Origin of the sequence: Clostridioides sp. ZZV15-6597, from assembly GCF_020657815.1 — a bacterium.
Lineage (GTDB): Bacteria > Bacillota > Clostridia > Peptostreptococcales > Peptostreptococcaceae > Clostridioides.
Genome location: NZ_JAGWCT010000035.1, coordinates 21,234 through 40,904, shown reverse-complemented (window position 1 = coordinate 40,904; position 19,671 = coordinate 21,234). Strand labels below are relative to the sequence as shown.

At 29.4% G+C, this 19,671-nt stretch carries 24 protein-coding genes; 2 read left to right on the top strand and 22 right to left on the bottom strand.

Annotated features, from left to right (window positions below; all coding sequences use genetic code 11):
• Positions 1–345 precede the first annotated feature (345 nt).
• On the bottom strand, positions 346–438 hold the full coding sequence (locus KGF52_RS21620) for a helix-turn-helix domain-containing protein (protein WP_227840063.1): 93 nt from the start codon (positions 436–438) through the stop codon (positions 346–348).
• Between the two features lie 101 nt (positions 439–539).
• On the opposite strand from KGF52_RS21620, the gene KGF52_RS09945 reads away from it, so the two are divergent.
• Positions 540–650, top strand: a complete 111-nt coding sequence (locus KGF52_RS09945) for a helix-turn-helix domain-containing protein (protein ID WP_413894803.1) — start codon at positions 540–542, stop codon at positions 648–650.
• Positions 651–703: 53 nt separating this feature from the next.
• Here KGF52_RS09945 and KGF52_RS09940 read toward each other — a convergent pair whose 3' ends face one another.
• Genes KGF52_RS09940 through KGF52_RS09930 form a run of 3 tightly spaced genes read right to left on the bottom strand, consistent with a single transcriptional unit; the run spans position 704 to position 1,724 of the window.
• The gene (locus tag KGF52_RS09940) at positions 704–904 is read right to left on the bottom strand and encodes a hypothetical protein (RefSeq protein WP_227840061.1); all 201 of its coding nucleotides are present in this window, start codon (positions 902–904) and stop codon (positions 704–706) included.
• A 32-nt stretch (positions 905–936) separates the two neighbouring features.
• Positions 937–1,086: a helix-turn-helix domain-containing protein gene (locus tag KGF52_RS09935; RefSeq protein ID WP_227827704.1), complete on the bottom strand. Its 150-nt coding sequence runs from the start codon at positions 1,084–1,086 to the stop codon at positions 937–939.
• A gap of 23 nt (positions 1,087–1,109) precedes the next feature.
• Positions 1,110–1,724: a TetR/AcrR family transcriptional regulator gene (locus tag KGF52_RS09930; RefSeq protein WP_227827705.1), complete on the bottom strand. Its 615-nt coding sequence runs from the start codon at positions 1,722–1,724 to the stop codon at positions 1,110–1,112.
• 258 nt (positions 1,725–1,982) lie between these two features.
• On the opposite strand from KGF52_RS09930, the gene KGF52_RS09925 reads away from it, so the two are divergent.
• On the top strand, positions 1,983–2,627 hold the full coding sequence (locus KGF52_RS09925) for a nitroreductase family protein (protein WP_227840060.1): 645 nt from the start codon (positions 1,983–1,985) through the stop codon (positions 2,625–2,627).
• Positions 2,628–2,994: 367 nt separating this feature from the next.
• Here the strand turns inward: KGF52_RS09925 and KGF52_RS09920 are convergent, their stop codons facing one another.
• The 18 genes from KGF52_RS09920 to KGF52_RS09835 form a co-directional block, all read right to left on the bottom strand.
• The gene (locus KGF52_RS09920) at positions 2,995–4,380 is read right to left on the bottom strand and encodes a M20 family metallopeptidase (protein ID WP_227840059.1); all 1,386 of its coding nucleotides are present in this window, start codon (positions 4,378–4,380) and stop codon (positions 2,995–2,997) included.
• A 162-nt stretch (positions 4,381–4,542) separates the two neighbouring features.
• Positions 4,543–5,286, bottom strand: coding sequence for a glutamine amidotransferase (locus tag KGF52_RS09915; RefSeq protein WP_227840058.1), 744 nt, complete (start codon positions 5,284–5,286; stop codon positions 4,543–4,545).
• A 19-nt stretch (positions 5,287–5,305) separates the two neighbouring features.
• Entirely contained in the window at positions 5,306–6,568 is a 1,263-nt protein-coding gene (locus tag KGF52_RS09910) for a M20 family metallopeptidase (RefSeq protein ID WP_227840057.1), read from the bottom strand.
• An 18-nt stretch (positions 6,569–6,586) separates the two neighbouring features.
• Complete coding sequence (locus KGF52_RS09905) at positions 6,587–7,585, bottom strand: ABC transporter permease (protein ID WP_227827710.1); 999 nt, start codon at positions 7,583–7,585, stop codon at positions 6,587–6,589.
• The gene (locus KGF52_RS09900) at positions 7,569–9,080 is read right to left on the bottom strand and encodes a sugar ABC transporter ATP-binding protein (protein ID WP_227840056.1); all 1,512 of its coding nucleotides are present in this window, start codon (positions 9,078–9,080) and stop codon (positions 7,569–7,571) included. The genes KGF52_RS09905 and KGF52_RS09900 overlap by 17 nt, the downstream gene beginning before the upstream one ends.
• Before the next feature lie 50 nt (positions 9,081–9,130).
• Positions 9,131–10,087: a substrate-binding domain-containing protein gene (locus KGF52_RS09895; RefSeq protein ID WP_227827712.1), complete on the bottom strand. Its 957-nt coding sequence runs from the start codon at positions 10,085–10,087 to the stop codon at positions 9,131–9,133.
• A 47-nt stretch (positions 10,088–10,134) separates the two neighbouring features.
• Positions 10,135–11,028, bottom strand: a complete 894-nt coding sequence (rbsK, locus tag KGF52_RS09890) for a ribokinase (protein ID WP_227840055.1) — start codon at positions 11,026–11,028, stop codon at positions 10,135–10,137.
• Between the two features lie 41 nt (positions 11,029–11,069).
• A complete protein-coding gene (locus KGF52_RS09885) occupies positions 11,070–12,092 on the bottom strand; it encodes a LacI family DNA-binding transcriptional regulator (protein WP_227840054.1) in 1,023 nt (340 codons plus the stop codon).
• Between the two features lie 220 nt (positions 12,093–12,312).
• Positions 12,313–13,290 carry a biotin synthase BioB gene (gene bioB / locus KGF52_RS09880; protein ID WP_227840053.1) on the bottom strand — a complete coding sequence of 326 codons (978 nt, stop codon included), beginning with the start codon at positions 13,288–13,290 and terminating at the stop codon, positions 12,313–12,315.
• A 196-nt stretch (positions 13,291–13,486) separates the two neighbouring features.
• Positions 13,487–13,750, bottom strand: a complete 264-nt coding sequence (locus tag KGF52_RS09875; protein WP_227827716.1) for a hypothetical protein — start codon at positions 13,748–13,750, stop codon at positions 13,487–13,489.
• 68 nt (positions 13,751–13,818) lie between these two features.
• Entirely contained in the window at positions 13,819–14,892 is a 1,074-nt protein-coding gene (locus tag KGF52_RS09870; RefSeq protein ID WP_227840052.1) for a DUF362 domain-containing protein, read from the bottom strand.
• A gap of 404 nt (positions 14,893–15,296) precedes the next feature.
• Entirely contained in the window at positions 15,297–16,055 is a 759-nt protein-coding gene (locus KGF52_RS09865; RefSeq protein ID WP_227840051.1) for an ABC transporter permease, read from the bottom strand.
• Positions 16,052–16,972 (bottom strand): ABC transporter ATP-binding protein, encoded by a 921-nt coding sequence (locus KGF52_RS09860; RefSeq protein ID WP_413927391.1) that lies wholly within the window; start codon positions 16,970–16,972, stop codon positions 16,052–16,054. Before KGF52_RS09860 ends, KGF52_RS09865 begins: the two co-directional genes overlap by 4 nt.
• The gene (locus KGF52_RS09855; RefSeq protein ID WP_227840049.1) at positions 16,969–17,169 is read right to left on the bottom strand and encodes a PLD nuclease N-terminal domain-containing protein; all 201 of its coding nucleotides are present in this window, start codon (positions 17,167–17,169) and stop codon (positions 16,969–16,971) included. Before KGF52_RS09855 ends, KGF52_RS09860 begins: the two co-directional genes overlap by 4 nt.
• Before the next feature lie 4 nt (positions 17,170–17,173).
• Positions 17,174–18,268 carry a helix-turn-helix domain-containing protein gene (locus tag KGF52_RS09850; protein ID WP_227840048.1) on the bottom strand — a complete coding sequence of 365 codons (1,095 nt, stop codon included), beginning with the start codon at positions 18,266–18,268 and terminating at the stop codon, positions 17,174–17,176.
• Between the two features lie 240 nt (positions 18,269–18,508).
• Entirely contained in the window at positions 18,509–18,712 is a 204-nt protein-coding gene (locus KGF52_RS09845) for a hypothetical protein (RefSeq protein ID WP_227827722.1), read from the bottom strand.
• Positions 18,713–18,855: 143 nt separating this feature from the next.
• The gene (locus KGF52_RS09840; protein WP_227840047.1) at positions 18,856–19,020 is read right to left on the bottom strand and encodes a DUF2185 domain-containing protein; all 165 of its coding nucleotides are present in this window, start codon (positions 19,018–19,020) and stop codon (positions 18,856–18,858) included.
• A 185-nt stretch (positions 19,021–19,205) separates the two neighbouring features.
• Complete coding sequence (locus KGF52_RS09835) at positions 19,206–19,661, bottom strand: L-serine ammonia-lyase, iron-sulfur-dependent, subunit alpha (RefSeq protein WP_227840046.1); 456 nt, start codon at positions 19,659–19,661, stop codon at positions 19,206–19,208.
• Between the last annotated feature and the right edge of the window lie 10 nt (positions 19,662–19,671).

Genomic DNA, 19,671 nt, shown 5'->3' with positions numbered 1-19,671 from the left:
GTAACAATCTATATCTATAAATATCACATTTAACTCTTTTATATTCTCAATACTTCTTTGTGGTTTATAAAAAGTATTGTGACTTACATAAATGTATACTTAATTGACTCTATTGTTTTATTAGTGAAAAAATGAGTGTATGCCATCAAACATGAACTCATTCTTTTTCTATTTTTTGTTAATTATTATTATATCATTAATAAAATTATAATTCATTGTTTAGAACTATTTTTCTGATGGTTTTAATATATCTTTTTCACTAAAATATCTTGTTAACTCTAAGGCATCAACTTCGAGTGCTTTTGTCAATTTAAGTATCAGTGTTGCTGTTGGACTATGATAAAATCATTCTCTCTCTAATTTTGATATATAACTTTGACTTATATTAGTTATTTTACTAAGTTGATTTTGAGTTATTTTTTTATTTGTATGAAATATTTTTAATATGTTTTCTATTTTTAATTGCTACCAATATTTTACACTTACACTTACACTTACTATATTAATTATATGCAACAATGGTTGTCAATAATTAAATTGTGTACAATACATATCTTGTGATATCTATTAAATTTGATTCATTAGAAAAAATTTGCATGACTCTCAAGTGTTCTCCTAATGAGTTATTAGGTTGGAAGCAAGATAAATAAAAATATTAATTCTAAAGGGTTTATTTATAACTATCAGAAGGCTACTTTAGTAGTTATTTTAGAGGTTTACATATGGATAGATATACATTTGATAATTTACCTATCATGGAGCAGATAAAAGATATTACTAAGAATGTTATGTTAGGTAGTGATTTAGTTACAACCTCATCTATTGTTATATCTGAATCTTTATTTTTCGATAAGCTCTCATTTATTACTTTTAATTCTGTTTTTAAAAGTTCCACTTTTACCATTTGCTCTTCTTACATAAGATAACTCTATATATCTAACTATCATAGATTGATACGCCTAAAATATTATCAATCGCAACCAAAGTCGGTAGGCTAACACTAGAATTGCCAGTCTCAAAATTCGACATGTGTTGAGGCGTAATTTTTATCATTTCTGAAACAGTGTCTTGTGTGAACCTTTTCAAAATAATATCTATTAAAATTGTTTTTATGAATCTTTACGAATACCTACTGCCCTTAATGGACCGAGTAACGACATTCTAGCAAGTATCAGTGCCATTTCATCAGGAGATTCTTTCATGTTTTTTTCAAGCCAATACTGAATTACACCTAAGTCCGCTGAAAGTATATATTGTATAAAATATTCTTCTGAAATTACTGCCTCATCTATGTTAAAATTTTTTAACTTTTGTTTCTCAAACAAATTGATTTCAATAAATCTTTTTATTTTTCTTTCAAAAGTAGGGTCACCTTTGGGACCTAAAATAGATTTAATAATTACCGAATTTTTTCTAAAATATTCAAAAAGCTTTACCATAAATGGAAGGGGTTCATTTGAGGCATCTATATTCATCATGTTGACTGAATCAAGGTGCTTAGTCTCTTCTTCAATTTCTTGTATTATTTCATTTTCAATCTTCTCTAACAAGTCATACTTATCAACATAATGCAGATAGAAGGTTCCTCTATTTATATCCGCCCTTTGAGTTAAGTCAGTAACTGATATATTGTTAAATCCTTTCTCGTCTATTAACTCTGCTAATGCAGACCTAATCATTTTTTTAGTACGTATTGTTCTTCTATCAATAGATACTTTTTTCATGAATTATTCCCTCATTCTATATAAATTTTTTTAATTTTAATTAACAATTTTATAGTTTATTACTTAACAATTTAAATATTATTGTTCATTGCATAAATCAATATAAATATTATAATATACATATAGGTTATTAATCAACAACGTGTTCATAAAAAATAGCGAATTAATTTGAAGTAAATGTTTAATATGACCGAAAATTTCGCCTTTATATGGATGCATTATAGGATATCTTAAGAATAGTATTAATGGAGGATAAAAATGAACAATTTAGATAAAAACAATGTTAATGAAGTTTTGGATATGCTGTTAAGAACTCGAAGATCCATAAGAAGTTTTACAAAAGAAATACCTTCAAAAGAACTAGTTGAAAAAATAATTGAAACTGGAAGACTTGCACCTTATGCAATACTTGCAGTAGCAAAACAAACAGATTTTAGACATTTTTTTGTTATCTCAAATAACAGTTTACAAATGGATAAAATAAAAACTATTCTTGTTGATGTTATTAAAACTCAAATATCAACCCATGAGAAGGAGGCGGAGAACGACATCACTCTACAATCCTTCATTACTTCCTTAAAGATGCAAGTTAAAAAAGGGGTTCTTGGTGTAGGGACAGCACCTTATCTTATTATTGTGGCAGAACGTCGTGGAATACCAGCCATAGAACAAAAGTCATTATCTCATGTTATGCAGAATATGTGGCTTAAAGCAACTGCTTTAGGATTAGGTTTTGAACTTGTTAGTATAATAGGAAGATTAAGTAATAATAAAGATTTTTGCGATATTTTAGGAATACCAACAGGTGAATATGGATTTGATGCCTGTACAATTGGTTTCTCTACAGCATCTGTAACTAAGGAAGGCAGAGCCGTTCCTCATCCATCCATAAAATGGATATAATAAATAATATTGAAAATCAAATATTTATAAACTATTCTTACATATTTTTAATAATAGGTGACATGTTGTTTCTCAGAGGAATCTATAATTTAACTGAACCTAAGATAATCAGATTAATTACAAACAAAGAATAAATATAATAAAAGGACTTATAAATTATAAGTCCTTTTATTGAGCATGAAATTAAATTCTTTTCCTTCAACTCCGATAAATAATTTTCCTGTATTTCTTTTAAAGTATATGTATATCCATCATAATCAATTATTTTTACTTCTGTTTGTGTCTTAGAATTTAATTATTCCTGTGGCTCGCAATATATATTTATACTATTTCATACAATTCAATCTTACTTACATTAAATTAGTTTTTAAATGATTGGAGTATATTCAAAACTGCCTAAAGTATCTTTTAATTCCTTTTTTGCTTTATTTACAATAGATTCATCAAGCATTACATCATTTATTGAACATGCTATAGATTTAGATGCTAACAACATCGCTTTAAATCCCATGTCAGAACCTGCACTAGCACAAGATTGCCATGTATGAGCAGAAATACCAATAGGCCAAACTGAACAAGAACATTGTGCTGTGGGAGTTATGTAACTAACATCTCCAATATCTAATGACAGTGATATACAGTTATTATGAGTAAAGGTATCATCTGTAACTTCATCATGTAGATTCATCTTAGTAATCTCCTTGTTTCCACTCAATACACTAGAAACACTAATTCTTTTGTCTATAGACACTGTTTCAGCTAATTTTTTTGCAAAATAGTAGTCATCTTCATCATACTTTTGCACTCCTATCAATTTCATGTTTTGTGATAAAACATCTGTTAATATTGTATTTGGAATATAGTCATATACTCCACTTATAATATTATATTCCATACTAGTACCAGTCATCAATGCTGCTCCTTTTGCTATATCAACAATTCTGTCAAATACATCTCTTACATGCTCCATTTTAACTCCTCTTATGTAATACCATACTTCTGCATAGTCTGGAACTATGTTTGGCATTTTTCCACCATTAGTAGTTACATAATGAACTCTACAGCTATCAAATATATGCTCTCTTAAATAGTTACAACCTATGTTCATAAGTTCCACTGCATCAAGTGCACTTCTTCCGTTATAAGGAGCTTGTGCTGCATGAGCGCTAATCCCATTATATCTAAATTTTACAGAATAATTAGCAAGTGTTGGAATTCTTATTGGAGTGTTTATATCAAATGGATGCCAACTAAATGCACAATCGATTCCATTAAAGAAGCCTTTTTTTATCATTAATACTTTTCCTGACAAATCTTCTTCTGCTGGACATCCATAGTATTTTATAGTTCCTTTCAATTTTTTTAGTTTGATTAATTCCTTTATTGCAATTGCAGCTCCTATTGAACCTGTACCAAGTAAATTATGTCCACAACCATGACCTGCACCACCATCTGAAATAGGTTCTTTTGTAATGGATACTCTTTGAGACAAACCACCTAAGGCATCATATTCTCCCAAAACTGCTATAACTGGTTTACCTTCTCCATAGCTAGCTACAAATGCTGTATCCATATCCTCTAATTCATCTACACTAAAATCATGTTTTTTTAAATATTCTTTTTGTAAGTTTGAAGCATAATATTCTTTATATTGAAGTTCTGGATTTTTCCATATTTTATCTGATATATCTCTTAACTCTTCCTGTATCTCATCTATATATTCAACTAAAAACTTTTTATTTAAATCACTCATATTAATCGTATAAACCTCCTTATTTCTAATAACTTATCAATTACTAACCAAAATAACTGATTTAAAAATATTTTCTATTGTACAGCTACTTTATACAATAAAACCTCTTGACTTGTAAGTTTCATTTTATCAAGTAAGAGGTCTTTTAAATTTATAAAATTTTTAGCATGTTAACCAATCAAGCATATTAACCCATAATTTATTATAATATTTCCAATCAGTAAATTCTCTTGGACCCCAATGAGGTGCACAATCAGAACTAAAGATAGCAGATTTTCCTTTTCCAAATTCACCAATAGCTACAAATGGGTCTCCTCCAATAGTCGCTAGTACAGGACAATTATCTTTAGCTATTGTCTTATTATATCCTAAGAACTGTGGCCATTCCTTTGGTATATCTTTTAAAACTGGATGTTCAGAATCAACAACAACTGGAGTTATTCCTGCTGGTTTTTCAACTCTATCATCTTTATCTATCATTGTTATTGGCAATACATCTTTGATAGCAGTTTCTCCAAATCTAGCTTTTGCATCTATACCTGTAAATGACATATATCCACCTACCATGATTAATGCTCCACCACTATTTACATACTCTTTGATTAATTCAAGTCTATCCGGATTACTATTACAATCTATAAATGTACTATTAGATAATAAGAATGTATTAGAACCTATATCAGATAATATTATACAATCATACTCATTTAACTCTTCCAATTTGTGTGGGAAGCTGTCTGCTGCTACATGTGCAGGCATATGAACTACTTCATATCCTCCAGACTCCACTGCTTCTTTTAACCATTTTACTGCTTCTTCATAATGTGTTGTAACAAATGTGTCAAATCCCTTTATATGAGTTATATTTTTTACCCATGATTCCCCTACTATTAATACTTTTTTCATCTATATATTCCTCCTACTTTTATAAGTTTAATATTAGACTGGCATACATAAGTATACTGTCTAAATACTCTTGAATTTCAACATACTCATCTATCGCATGACATTGTTCTATTGAACCTGGACCTAATATTAATGTTGGAATTTTAGCTAAGTTTTTCATCAGTCTCGCATCATTTCCAGCCGTTGACCCTTTTATATTTAACTTTCTTTCTAAGGTTTCTTCTAATATCTTTTGAGTATTAACTATAAATTCAGATTGCTTGTCCATCTCAAAACCTAATCCTGATTGATATATGTTTATCTCTGGTTTATTATCTTTAAGCCATAAATCTCCATCAGCTCTTGTCATTATAACCTTAGTTATATCGTCTACAACTTGCTCATAACTCATTGTATTTGGCAAGAAATGTACACATAAATTAAATACACACTTATCTGGTACAGTAGAGCCTGCTGTTCCACCATTTATTACACCTAAATTTATTGTAGGTGGAGGTAATAAAGCATGCTTATATTTCATAAGCCAATTATGTTCTAACTCTTTTATATCTTGAAGTAATAACATCGCTTTTTCTATAGCGTTTACACCTTCCCACTTGCTTCCACAGTGGAGAGATACACCTTTAACTTCAACCTCAAAGAATACAAATCCCATATGTGCAATTATTATGTCCTTTTCTGATGGTTCACAAATTACACAATAGTCTCCATCAATGCCATTCATAACTGCATTTATAGTTCCATTTCCTCCGCCTTCTTCATCTACCACTGACATTACCTTTATATTGCCAGGTATATTTAAGCCACTATCTTTTATAAGTTTTACAGCTAATATTGAGGCTATTAGACCAGATTTCATATCTGCAGTTCCAAGTCCATAAAGCTTCCCTTTATCTTCTGTAGCACAATATGGATTATATCTCCACTTTTTTATATCACCAGGTGGCATAGTATCTACATGACCATTAAAAACTATTGTCTTACCAGGCAAATTATCACTGTACTTACATATTAAATTATATCTATCATCATAATTGTGACCTAGACTACCTTCTTTATATATGTCTTTTGCCTTTTTAATTAAATCTTCGCTCATTTCTTGTCTATTTACACTAAACCCTATGGAATTTGCAAGTTTTTCAATATATTCTTGACCTTCCTTTTCAAATCCACCTAGTATTCCATGACCTACATCTTCGGTTTTGATACTTACAAGCTCTTTTAAATAATCTATATATTCTTGTTTGTTACTATTTAATGTATCTAAGAGAATTTTTTTCATATTTCCTCCCAAGATTTATTATTTTGCTTTAGCTGACTTTTTTAATTTTATGTTATTTATCCATATAGCAAATAACATTACCAAACCTTTTATAATCATCTGATTATATGAAGATACACTCAATAGGTTTAATCCATTTCCCAATATTCCTATTATTCCAACACCTATACATGTACCTACTATAGAACCAGAACCACCCATCATATTAGTACCTCCAAGCACAACCGCTGCTATAGCATCCAATTCTGCTCCATCTCCAACAGTTGGTGAACCTGATGCTAAACGTGAAGATAATATTATTCCAGCTAATGCTGTTAATAATCCAGCTAATGCATACACTTTAACTATAACTTTATTTACCTTTACTCCACATAGTCTAGCTGCTTCTTCATTCCCACCTACAGCATGTACATGGCGTCCAAAATCAGTTCTTTTTAAGAGAAAATGTCCTGCTATTACAACTATAATCATAATTATAACTGGTATTGGTATTGGTCCAACATATCCTCTACCCAGCATCTTAAATGCATCTGTGTTTACTGATATAGGTCTCCCTCCTGTAAACACAAAACTTGCTCCACTTATTATCGTCAACATAGCTAAAGTTACGATAAATGGTGGTAGTTTTTGTGTTGAAATAATTGCACCTTTTATGACACCTAGTATTGTTCCAATTGCTAATGCAAGTAACATGCCTACCCATATGGGTGCATTATAATTTACTACTGTTGTAGCCCAGAATGTACCTACTAAAGCAATTACTGCTCCTACACTTAAGTCTATTCCTCCTGTAATTATTACAAAAGTCATCCCTACTGCAAGAATTGCATTTATTGATATTTGTCTTCCAACATTAATTAAATTATCTAAAGTTAAAAAATTAGATGAAGCTACACTCATTATTATAAAAATTATTACAAGTCCTATAGCTGCACTCCCCTGGTCTTTAAATACACTTGTTAATTTTGATAATAATGGAGATGAAGTATTCTCTTTATGCTTAGTTATTGAACTCATTAATTTTACCTCCAAAAGCCAATTTTAATACATTATTTTCAACCATTTCTTCACCTTCTAAAAAGCCACTTATATGACCCTCTCTCATAACCATTATTCTGTCACTCATTGATATCAATTCTGGTATCTCTGAAGATATCATTATGATACTTACACCATCCTCTACCAAGTCACCCATTAGATTGTATATCTCTGCTTTAGCATTTACATCTATACCTCTAGTTGGTTCATCCATAATTAATATGTCTGGTTGTAATAAAAGCCATCTGGCTATTATAGCTTTTTGTTGGTTACCACCACTTAAACTCTGTATAACCTGATTCATATGTGGAGTCTTTATTTTTAAAGCTTCTATGTATTTTTCTAAAACTTCTTTTTCTTTTTTTCTGTCTATAACTGATTTAAATTTAGATACTTTCTTTAATCCCGCCATAGTTGTATTTTCTTTGACACTCATCTGTAAAAATAATCCAGTACCTTTTCTATCTTCTGTTATCAACCCTAAACCATTTTCAATTGCATCTGATGGTGTTTTGAATTTAATTTCTTTATTATTTAAATATATTTTCCCAGAGTTATATGTTCTAAGTCCAAATATAGCTTCTACGATTTCACTTCTCTTGCTTCCAACTAGTCCACCTATTCCTAAAATTTCGCCTTTTCTTATGTTAAAACTGACATTATTAAAAACATTGTTTTTAGTTAGATTTTCTACCCTCATAATTTCTTCTTTGATTTCTACTTTTCTTTTAGGGAAAAATTGGTCTAATTTTCTATCTATCATTAAATTAACTAATTCTTCCTCAGATGATACTTCTTTGGTATTCAAAGTCGAAATCGTTTTCCCATCTCGCATTATAGTTATTCTGTCACAAATCTCAAAAAGCTCTTCCATTCTATGAGAAATATATATTATACTAACTCCACTACTCTTTAAATCATTTATAAGTCTAAAAAGTATCTCAGTTTCTTTTTTACTTATTGAAGATGTCGGCTCATCCATTATTAAGACCTTAGTTTCTGATGATAAAACTCTTGCGATTTCAACCATTTGCTTTTGAGCTATACTAAGTTCTTTGACTAAGCTACTTGGATTTATATCTATTCCCATATTGTCAAAAATCTTTTTAGATTCTTCATTCATTTTTTTATCATTAGTTAAGACCTTGCCACTTATTTCTTTTCCCATAAAAATATTTTGTGCTACTGTCAATTCATCAAATACTGTTAATTCTTGATATATGGCATTTATACCTATTTTTTTAGAAATATCCGGTGATATATTTTCTATTTCTTTTCCCTCAAAAATAAATTTACCAGAAGTCTTTGCATGTGCACCAGTTAAAATCTTTATCATTGTTGATTTACCAGCACCATTTTCACCCAGTAGTGCATGAATTTCGCCATGAAATAACTCAAAATTAACATTATCTAACGCCCTAACTCCAGGAAATTCCTTAGCAATATTACTTAACTTTAGAATTATATTACTCATAATGACACTCCTTTTTAGATAGGATTTCTTTTAAATAATCTTATTTTTTATTAATTCTTAAAGTCTTTTATATTTTCTTTATCATAAAGTAAAGCTGGTACTGGTATATTTTTCTCTACCTTTTCACCTTTTATAGCCTTTACTACTGCTTCTACTGCCAAACGTCCCATTTCTTTAGGTTGTTGCTGAATCATAGCAAGAACAGTTCCATCTGTTATTCCAGTTGCTGCTTCATCAGTTAAATCAAATCCTACAATCTTAACATCCTTATTTTTTGCAGATTCAAGTGCAGCTTTAGCTCCTAATACACTATTTTCAGCTGTTGCATATATTATGTCTACATTTGGATTAGATTGAACTAAGTTTTCTACAGTATTAAGAGATTCTTCTCTATCATATCCTGGTTGTGAGTTTAATATTTTAACATTAGCTGAACCTTTTAATGCTTCTTTAAATCCATCTATTCTTTGCATTTGTATTTGAGATTTTAAATCTGTTACTATTGCAATTTCTGATTTCCCACCTAAGTTTTCATCTATGTACTTTTTAGTGTATTCGCCTAATTTTTTACCAGCATCATAACTAACTGTTCCAACATAACTTGTAATATTTTCAGTATTTAATACAGCATCTACTGTAACTACAGGCATTTTTTCAAATGCTCCTTCTACAGCTGGTACTATAGCTGAGTTGTCTGTTCCAAGTACTATCATTCCATCTACATCTTGTTGTATAAAATCTTCTATAGCTGATGTTTGCTTAGCTACATCTTGGTCTGGGTCATTTACTATGACTTTTACACCTAGTTCTTTAGCTTTTTCTTTTATCCCTTCGTCAATGTCTATAAAAAATTGATGTTGAAGAGTTATTGTAGATACTCCTATAGTTAAATCTTTCTTAGCTGAACTATCCTTCTTTTCTGATTTACTTGGTCCATCCATTGAACATCCTGTTAACATTCCTACTGCTAGTGTTGCAACAATTCCTAAAGATAAAATTTTTCTCATAATTACCCTCCATTTTTAATAGTTTTAGATTTGAACAATTTTAATTTTTATTTATTAATATCTAAATATTTTTCAACATCTTCCCTATAAGGCATTCCAGATTGAGCACCTAATTTTGTTACAGAGAGTCCTGACACTACTACAGCATACCCTACCGCTGTATATAAGTCTTTGCCTTCTGTTATAGCTACTGACAATGCTCCATTAAAAGTATCTCCTGCCCCTGTAGTATCTTGAACATCAACATTTATACAAGACACATGTTTTACTTCTTTGCCATCATAAAATCTAGCTCCATTTTTTCCTTCTGTTATTACAAGTTTATTTGGATGTTTTTTTAATACTTCTTCTATACTTTCCTCTGTGTCAAAAACTATCTTATATTCATGTTCATTTGGTGTTAAATAAGTTACTTTTTCTATTATATCTTCATCTAATCTTATTGCTGGTGCTGGATTTAATAAAACCTTTATCTTATTTTCAAAACAGAAATTTACTACATAATTTATTGTTTCTATTGGAATCTCTAACTGTAGTAATACTATATCTGCATTCTTTATCTCTTCTTCATTCTTTTTAATTAAATTTATATCTACTAGCTCATTTGTTCCTGGCACAACAACAATACTATTATCATTTTCACATAGTGTTATGACAGCAACACCAGAACTTTTTTGATTATTTCTAGCTATCAAATTATAATCAATTTTATTCTCTTTAAAATTTCGTATCAATTCTTCGCCTAAGCTATCTTCCCCTATACAAGATATCATTTTTACATTTGCACCTAACTTAGATGCTGAAACTGCTTGGTTAGCACCTTTTCCCCCAGGTGATGTAAAAAAACTATTACCTAGTATTGTTTCTCCTTTTTCAGGTCTTTTATCTACAGAACATACCATGTCCATATTTACACTTCCTATGACAACTATGTTTCCCATTACATTACTCCTTTACATATCTATTTATGCCTTTCTTGCTGTTAATTACTTTCTTTCGTTGAAGCTCTTACCACTAGTTCTGGTTTGAAAATTAATTCATCAAAGGATTCTTTCTTATCTCCTCTTAGACAATTTATTAATATTTCACTGGCTTTATATCCTATATCATAAGATGGTTGTCGTACTGTTGTAAGTGGAGGACTTATTAAACTAGAAGTTTGAATATCATCAAATCCCACAACACTTACATCGTTTGGTATATTTAATCCTCTTTCTTGAAGACCTCTGATAACACCTATTGCAATCAAATCATTTGCACAAAATATCGCATTAAAATCTATCTCTTCTAAAGTTTTTATAAATTCTTGCCCCCATTCAATCTTATATTTTCCTTCAAATACATAATTAGAATTGTAATCTAAATTATACTCAGTTAAAGCTTTTTTATATCCTTCTAATCTATCTATTGCTATTTCATTTTGAAGTGGACCACTTAAATATATTATTTTCTTATGTCCAATATCCAATAAATGTTTTGTAGCTATATATGCACCCTCAAAGTTATTTATTTTGACTATCCCTTTTAAGGTTTCTTTATTCATACTTATTTTCTTATCAATTAATACTGTTGGTATTTTTATATCTTTGTAATTTGCCTCTTTCCAGTTTGTATTTGACGATGCTGCAAAGATAATTCCATCTATCATTCTTTCTGATAATGTTCTTATCCCTTCATATTCCTTTTTGGCATCTTCATCTGTATTACATAAAATTATATTATAGCCTTCCTCATTAGCTTTATCTTCAACACCTCTTGATACGTCTGTGAAAAATGGATTTCGTATATCTGGTATAAGAAGTCCTATTGTATTTGTTCTTTTAGTCACTAAACTTTGTGCCAATTTATTTGGAACATAATTTTTTTCCTTCATTATTTTTAAAATCTTTTCTCTTGTTGCTTGACTTATATTTTCATCTTTATTGTTAATGACTTTTGACACAGTTGTTTTGGAAACACCAGCCAATTCGCCAATCTCTTTTATAGTTATACTCAAGAAGTTCACCCCCACAATTTAGGAAACCGTTTTACTTAACCGGTTACCTAGATACTATCACATCTTTTTTCGCTTTGCAACTACTTTATACAAATTTTGATATTTTTCTTATTTTTCAAAATATTTTCAACTATTAATTTAAATTTAGCATATTAGCCGATTTCCAAAAAAAAATTAATATACTTTTTTAATTCTTAAAAAGTATATTAATTAATTTAAGCAATTTCTATTAAATTTTAAAGCCTTGTTCTTCAATCATTTTTTTATCATTTTCAATACCATTTCCTACAGTTGTTAAATAATCACCGACAATTGCAGAATTTACGCCCCCATTAAATCCTACCTTATCATATCCTTTTAAGGACAATCTTCCACCAGCATATCTTATATATATATTAGGAATTATAAATCTAAATACTGCTGTTGTTTTCAATATTTCCATTGGTTCTAATACATCATAATTTTCCATTGGAGTATTCTCAATTGGATTTAAAATATTTATTGGAAATGACTTCACATTTAACTCTTTTATTTCAAATGCCATCTTCATTCTTTGTTCTTTGCTCTCATTCATTCCAATTATTCCACCAACACATACATCTAGACCTGCTCTTTTAGCTTCTTTGATGGTTTTTATTCTTTCTTCATATGTATGTGTTGTACATATGCTTTTAAAATTATCCTTAGATGTCTCAACATTATGATGATATGTAGATACTCCTACTTCTTTTAATTTTTCAGCTTGATTATAATCTATAATCCCCAAAGATGCACACAATTTTAGACTGGTATTCTCTCTTAAACCTTCATAAATATGTAAAATATTATTAAACTCATCCCCTGTCATTCCTTTCCCACTTGTAACTAAAGAAAATCTATGGACTCCTTTGCTTTCCATTTCTTTAGCCCTATTTAGAATCACGTCATAATTGAGTAATGAATATTCATCAATACCAGTTTTATAATGAGATGACTGAGCACAAAACTTACAATCTTCACTGCATTTTCCAGATTTTGCATTTACTATTGTACATAAATCTGCCTTGTTACCCATAAAAAATTCTCTTATTTCATTTGCTGATTCTAATAAAATATCAAAATCATGTTTATTATTTGTATCAATATTTATTAAACTAAAAGCTTCTTTATAACTTATTTCTTTTCCATTTAAAACTTTATTTTTTAATTTGATTATGTATTCTTTCATATGTCCTCCTATTAGTTAACCTTTTTAATTTCCATAGTTTACTTATTATATATAGTATTACATATTTCCTATTTAATGGTCAACTTTATTTTAGATATAGGTTTACTATTTAAAAATAAAAAATACTGCTTTAAAATGACATTAGTATAACAAATTATATTATACATATCATTATTAAAGCAGTATTCTTAATAATTTACAAAACTATCCTTGTTTTTACTCCATCCAAGCTTTCCATTGTAATAATCTCTAAGCCTTCATACTCTCTAAAAAGCCACTTTAAATCTTTCATAGCTTGATTAACTTGACTCTTTGTTAGATTATTTATAAAATATTCTTTTCTAGTTTCTTCATATTCTTTACTTGTTAAAAAATTTCTTAGAAAATTAAATGCAAAGACACTTGGAATATTGTTTACATTTGCTTTCTTGCTATTTTCTTTTTCATAGTAAATTTTCATAAATGCATACTCCTTTGATACTTTTAAATTCCTCTTACATCATTATATGCATTTAAGTCTATCTATTCTTATAATTTTATTAATTCATATTCTTTACTTCCCATTCCCATTTCACATGCATAGTCTATTATTCTAGTTCCATTTACATGAGGATGCTCATGTTTGAACACATCATGACCCATTTCCTTACAAACCAAATCATAACATGCTTGCTCAATGGCTACAGGGTCAGTTGATGCTAGAATTCCTATATCATGTGCAATTGGTCTACCTGACCAAGGTACACAATCACAAAGGGGAGTCACATTCATAACAAAAGTTATATACCCAACCTTATCTTTTTTATTTGATACTGCTCCATAAGCGTATTCTGCCATTTTTTCAACAAATACATCTGAGTCACTTTCCCATTGTATAGTTACTGCCCTAGTTGGACAGACAGTCGGACATTCCCCACAACCATAGCATACATCAGAGTCTATTACTGCCTTCTTATCTACTATACTTATAGCTTTAGTTGGGCAAGAATTAACACATTTTCCACATCCTATACACTTCTTTTCATTTACTCCAGGAGTAACATCAGAATGTTGCATTTGTTTTCCTGCTGCACTTGCACATCCCATAGCTAAATTTTTTAATGCTCCTCCAAATCCAGCAGCTTCATGACCTTTAAAATGACTCATTACTATCATGGCAGAAGAATTATAAATTTCCCCACCTATTTTTACACTTTCAAAATGTTTTTTATCTATTTGTACATTTTCATAATTTCTACTGTACAATCCATCTGCAATTATTACTGGCGCATTTACCACTGCATATGCAAAACCATTTTCTATAGCTGTTGTAAGATGGTCTACAGAATTTGTTCTACTCCCTGTATATAATGTATTTGTATCTGTTAAAAATGGCTTGCCTTCACAATCCTTAACCTTATCAACTACCTGTCTAACTGCAACAGGACTCATATATGTAGTATTTCCCTTTTCTCCAAAGTGAAGTTTTATTGCGACTTGGTCATTTTTTGATATTAAATCTTTAAATCCAGCTTTATCAAACAATCTTCTCACATTATTTGGTACATTCTTATTTTGCGAATTTGAATATAAATCACAAAAATATACTTTTGACTTTTCCATATCTACACCCCTTTAAAATATTTACTTGAATTAATTTTATCACTTTTAAAGTAATTTTTTAGTATATTTTACCACAATTAAAGATTCTTATCTTTATTTAATAAAAACAATATTATTTTAACTCCTTACTACATTGTTTTAACTCTTTACTAGTTTAGGCTCTATATACTTATAGCATATCTTAAATAACTGATAATCACTAGATTATAATCTATCTCCTTTTTTATTTTTAAACAGTTCCTTAAGGTAATAATTTAATTATTATAAAACATAATGAGTACGACTAAAACAAAAAAAGACTTGAAACTTAAGTTCAAATCTTTTTTACTTAGATATATTCTTATACATTACTAAGTATATTTTCACACAATACAGTGCTATTTATATTTATAATAAAGATATCATTAAACTGGTTTTTTATTAAATAAAATAACAGCTGATAACAGACACACTATTGAAATAATGATTGTTACAATGATTGGAATAATAAATTCTGGAGCTGTCACTTTACCTAAAATCAAATCTATATTTTTTGATAATATAAAATTAGGCGTATAAGGTGCAACCTGTTTAGGAATAGAAATTAAACTCAAAACAATAGTTGCTACTAATACAAGTAATACACTTGCAAATGCTGGTCTAAATAGTACACATCCAAGAATTAATATAGTAATATACATAATACCAATTATCCATAAGTTAAATGCTGAAAATACAACATGATTAAGATTTGCAGTTGGCCAAAAATACATTGTATAACCATAAGTACATAAAAAGCTCAGCCAGAAACCAATGGTCATAATAATTACTGCAATAGAAAATTTAGACAATACTACAGACAAACGTGACAATCCTTTAGTCAGCATAATAACAAGAGTTCCTTTGGAATATTCGTTCGATAAAATATTACAAAAAATAATTAGAGTTAAACTCATGCCAAGACCAGAGATATTGCTAGAAAATTGTGTCCAAGAATCTAAAGCAGTTGGTGCAGCAGTAACTTTTAAAGTTGGCGCAAAATGGGCAATCAAGTCTGGCATAAATTTTGCAGAAAGAGGGCTACTTATACCTAATATTAAAAATAAAGTAATCAGACTAAATAATTTATAATTTCTTATGTTCTCTACAAATTCTTTTTTTGTAAATGCTATGTATTCTCTCACTTTACTACCTCCAAAAATAAATTTTCAAGTGACAATTCTATTAATTCCATCTTTATTGGACAAAGATTCATTTCTGCAAGTGTAGATATGACTGTTTGTTGTATTGATTTTATATCTTTACCATGGAAAATAATTTCCATATTAGTCTCTTCTGAATCTTTAAGTAAGGATTTAATACTACTACTAGACTTAAATGCTTGGATTTCATCCTTACTTGAAAACTCCAATAAAAGTCTATCTTTTCCGTGCATACTTTTTATTTCTGAAAGTGTACCACTAAGAGCAATGCTTCCTTTATTTAATATGGCAACATGGTCACAAATTCTTTCAACATCAGACAGTATATGTGTTGAAAATATTACGGTTGTTGAGTCTTTGATTTTAAGCATAATATCTAATATTTCTTTTCTACCAACAGGGTCAAGTGCGCTTGTTGGTTCATCACAAATAAGTAATTTAGGGCGTGAAAGTAATGCTTGAGCTATCCCAAGACGTTGCTTCATTCCACGAGAAAATCCACCTATTCGTTTCTTTTCATTTCCAAGTCCTACAAGTGACAACAACTCTTCACTTCTTAACTTTATTTCTTGTTTTGAAAGCCCTGTGATTTCTCCACAAAGAGAAAGATATTCAAGTGGTCTCATATAGTTATAAAACTCTGGAACATCAGGTAGATAACCTACATGGCGATTAGAACTTGTTCTTCCATAGGTCACTTTCTCACCACAAACATTTATAGTTCCACTATCTGCTTCAAGTAACCCAAGCACCATTTTCATTGTTGTAGTCTTGCCTGCACCATTCTTACCTACAAATCCAAAGACTGACCCTTCTGGTACAGTAAGATTTAGATTATCTATTATCTTTCGATTACCAAAACTTTTTGATAACCCATTTATCGAAACAATATTCATCATTCATCACCTCTTCCTATAGTAAAATATAAAATTGGACCTATTATACTTATAAATAGCACTAAAAGAATCCATATTGTTTTATTACCAATTTTATAATTTGGATGTTTTATTATATGAATAAGTGCAGTAATTACAAGTATTAAATTTAAAATAATAACAGGAAGCAAAAGTGGTAGATATTCCATTAAATTTTCCATAATCTTATTCCTCCAATAAAGATAATTTTTCTATAAGAAATCTGTATTCTTTGTTCTCATTTAATACAGAGAACATAGAATTATTCTTAATAGCCGCAACAATACCTGCTTTTACAATTGTATCATCACGTGTAATACCTGTTCCAATCTCAGAAATCCAGCCATCGATATGATTAAAAAAGTCATCACTATGTAGCATAATTGGATATATATCACTTATTGCCAAATCTACATATCTTTGTAACGACTTAATAGCTCCTTTAGTATTTCCATGTATTAAATTCATTTGTATCTGGGTCAAATATACAGAAAACATAACACCGGGAGATAATGCATTAAGGTCAAAAGTATCTGAAATTATTAAAATACGTCTTTCTATTTCTTTAATTTGTGATTTATCTGAGTTTTGCAGAAGTCCCACTAAATCTTGAACTAATAACGTAAGATTCTGATATGCTCCAATCTGTAACGTTTCATTAGCTTCATTAGTTTGACCATTCATCATTTGTCCCTGTGCAAGAAGTATGCTTTCATTTACCATGGGAAAATTGCTATCTTGAAATAAATCAATAACTTCTCTAGGTTGATTTAACAAGATATAACAAGTTGCCTCCATACCTTTTGACTGACGACAAATTTCTATATCATCACTTGTTTCTCGTATTCGAATAAAAATTTCTAATGCTTCACTAATTAATAGTTCACGTTTTTCTTCATCTACAAGGTCATAATGATTAATTATCAAAATCCCCATCTGATAAATCAAAGGAAAGCATGAATAATATTTTTTTATGGTTTCTCTTATTTCATCCATAACTTCGTCAAATGATTTAACAGTAAAATCTTTACACAATCGCTGATATAGTTTATTAATATCTTCCTTAATCATTTGTGGTTCGTAGCAAATTAATTCATCAACTGTAATGTTGAAATATGTCGCGAGTTGTGGCAAAAAAGTGATATCAGGATAGCTTTGCCCAGTTTCCCATTTAGACACAGAAGCTTTAGAGATACCTATATAATTTGCAAGTTCATCTTGTGTAATTCCTTTTTCTTTACGCTTTAAAATCAGTGTTTTTGCAATGTTTAATTCATTCATATCAACGCCTCCTTTGTATAATTATATCCTTAAATCCATAAACCTAACAAGCGATTTGAAGTTGACTTTTGATGAAAAAATCAACCATAGAGAAACAAATAAGCAGGTATCTTAGATACCTGCTTAAATATATTTTTAAACATAATTTACATAATTTATTTATTATTCCAATTTTATCCGCATCATTATACAAAACCACAGATGAATATATCCAAATATAGTTTTTATTTATCATGTTTTTTAAACGTCTTGTATAAAATATCTTTTAATATAACCAATAATATATTTGTTTTCATATCCATATTTTCCATATTCACATTGCAACATATATTTAGGATTGATGTGTAAAATATCTTTTATGCCAACAGCAACAGCAAGCCTTGTCTGTGAAACACAATACTTTTCAATTTTTTCATTTAATTCTTTTATAAAGTTATTATTCATATTTATTCCTCCAATCATAACAGGCAACTATCATGTATTGATAATTGCCTGTTATATAAAAATCTATAAAAGAAAAGCAGTCAATCATTTAGACTAACTGCTTGTACATACATCATATTAAATTGTATAAACTATAATTTTTATTATTGTTCATGGATAAAGATTTCTTTTAAACCATCATCAATTTCAAAGTTATTGCTATCTATTCTTATATATGCACTTCCAACATCTGCATGTAAGTATGGAATAATATCTTTATCATAGTTAAAAATTATATTGATTGCGAACACATATACAACCTTCTCCATTTGGCTCATTCCACTCAATTAACTTTTCAACCTTAACTTTTATAAAATCATCTTTTTTAATAATTTCATACTTATTTCCTCTATAACTTCTAATTTATGTGAAATGTCATAATTTCATGTCACACCTATAAAAATCGCTGTACCCTGTATAAATACAAGAGATTTCGTACTTTATTAACAATTTTCTATGTATCTTTTGCCTCCTTGTTATCAGTATTTGCAAGTCCTTCTTTTACTAACTTTGCTATACTCTTTATTGTCTCTTCAACATCATCAAATACTATTCCATCTTTAGATGATGGAATAGTATTTGATGATGTTGAACATTGTATAGTTGCAGTAGCTATCTTTAATACACAGCTTGTTTTTGCTCTATCACAAATTAATCCTGATAAATCAGCTAACATGTTATTAATTGCTCTCTTTATATTTTCCAACGTCCCCCCTTGTAAATATGTCATTCCACAACAAGCTCCTGTAGCCTCTGCAATACCTGCTCCACCAAGTGTAGCTGCTATTTCTATTCCTATTTTCCCAGTTCCAGGTATACCTATCCCTAATGCATTCTTAATTATGTTTGCACTTAAATAAAGTTGAATTTGTTTTATCTCTCTTTTTAAGATATCTATATATTTGCACATAAGATCTCTT

Excerpts from the sequence above, each read along its gene's own strand:
- KGF52_RS09850 (WP_227840048.1), bottom strand. The coding sequence starts at position 18,268 with ATGAATGAATTAAACATTGCAAAAACACTGATTTTAAAGCGTAAAGAA.
- KGF52_RS09905 (WP_227827710.1), bottom strand. The coding sequence starts at position 7,585 with ATGAGTTCAATAACTAAGCATAAAGAGAATACTTCATCTCCATTATTA.
- KGF52_RS09855 (WP_227840049.1), bottom strand. The coding sequence starts at position 17,169 with ATGGAAAATTTAATGGAATATCTACCACTTTTGCTTCCTGTTATTATT.
- KGF52_RS09860 (WP_413927391.1), bottom strand. The coding sequence starts at position 16,972 with ATGATGAATATTGTTTCGATAAATGGGTTATCAAAAAGTTTTGGTAAT.
- KGF52_RS09915 (WP_227840058.1), bottom strand. The coding sequence starts at position 5,286 with ATGAAAAAAGTATTAATAGTAGGGGAATCATGGGTAAAAAATATAACT.
- rbsK (WP_227840055.1), bottom strand. The coding sequence starts at position 11,028 with ATGGGAAACATAGTTGTCATAGGAAGTGTAAATATGGACATGGTATGT.
- KGF52_RS09840 (WP_227840047.1), bottom strand. The coding sequence starts at position 19,020 with ATGGAGAAGGTTGTATATGTGTTCGCAATCAATATAATTTTTAACTAT.
- KGF52_RS09870 (WP_227840052.1), bottom strand. The coding sequence starts at position 14,892 with ATGGAAAAGTCAAAAGTATATTTTTGTGATTTATATTCAAATTCGCAA.
- bioB (WP_227840053.1), bottom strand. The coding sequence starts at position 13,290 with ATGAAAGAATACATAATCAAATTAAAAAATAAAGTTTTAAATGGAAAA.
- KGF52_RS09925 (WP_227840060.1), top strand. The coding sequence starts at position 1,983 with ATGAACAATTTAGATAAAAACAATGTTAATGAAGTTTTGGATATGCTG.
- KGF52_RS09875 (WP_227827716.1), bottom strand. The coding sequence starts at position 13,750 with ATGAAAATTTACTATGAAAAAGAAAATAGCAAGAAAGCAAATGTAAAC.
- KGF52_RS09845 (WP_227827722.1), bottom strand. The coding sequence starts at position 18,712 with ATGAATAATAACTTTATAAAAGAATTAAATGAAAAAATTGAAAAGTAT.
- KGF52_RS09920 (WP_227840059.1), bottom strand. The coding sequence starts at position 4,380 with ATGAGTGATTTAAATAAAAAGTTTTTAGTTGAATATATAGATGAGATA.
- KGF52_RS09930 (WP_227827705.1), bottom strand. The coding sequence starts at position 1,724 with ATGAAAAAAGTATCTATTGATAGAAGAACAATACGTACTAAAAAAATG.
- KGF52_RS09895 (WP_227827712.1), bottom strand. The coding sequence starts at position 10,087 with ATGAGAAAAATTTTATCTTTAGGAATTGTTGCAACACTAGCAGTAGGA.
- KGF52_RS09900 (WP_227840056.1), bottom strand. The coding sequence starts at position 9,080 with ATGAGTAATATAATTCTAAAGTTAAGTAATATTGCTAAGGAATTTCCT.
- KGF52_RS09940 (WP_227840061.1), bottom strand. The coding sequence starts at position 904 with ATGGTAAAAGTGGAACTTTTAAAAACAGAATTAAAAGTAATAAATGAG.
- KGF52_RS09835 (WP_227840046.1), bottom strand. The coding sequence starts at position 19,661 with ATGTGCAAATATATAGATATCTTAAAAAGAGAGATAAAACAAATTCAA.
- KGF52_RS09910 (WP_227840057.1), bottom strand. The coding sequence starts at position 6,568 with ATGAAAAAAATTCTCTTAGATACATTAAATAGTAACAAACAAGAATAT.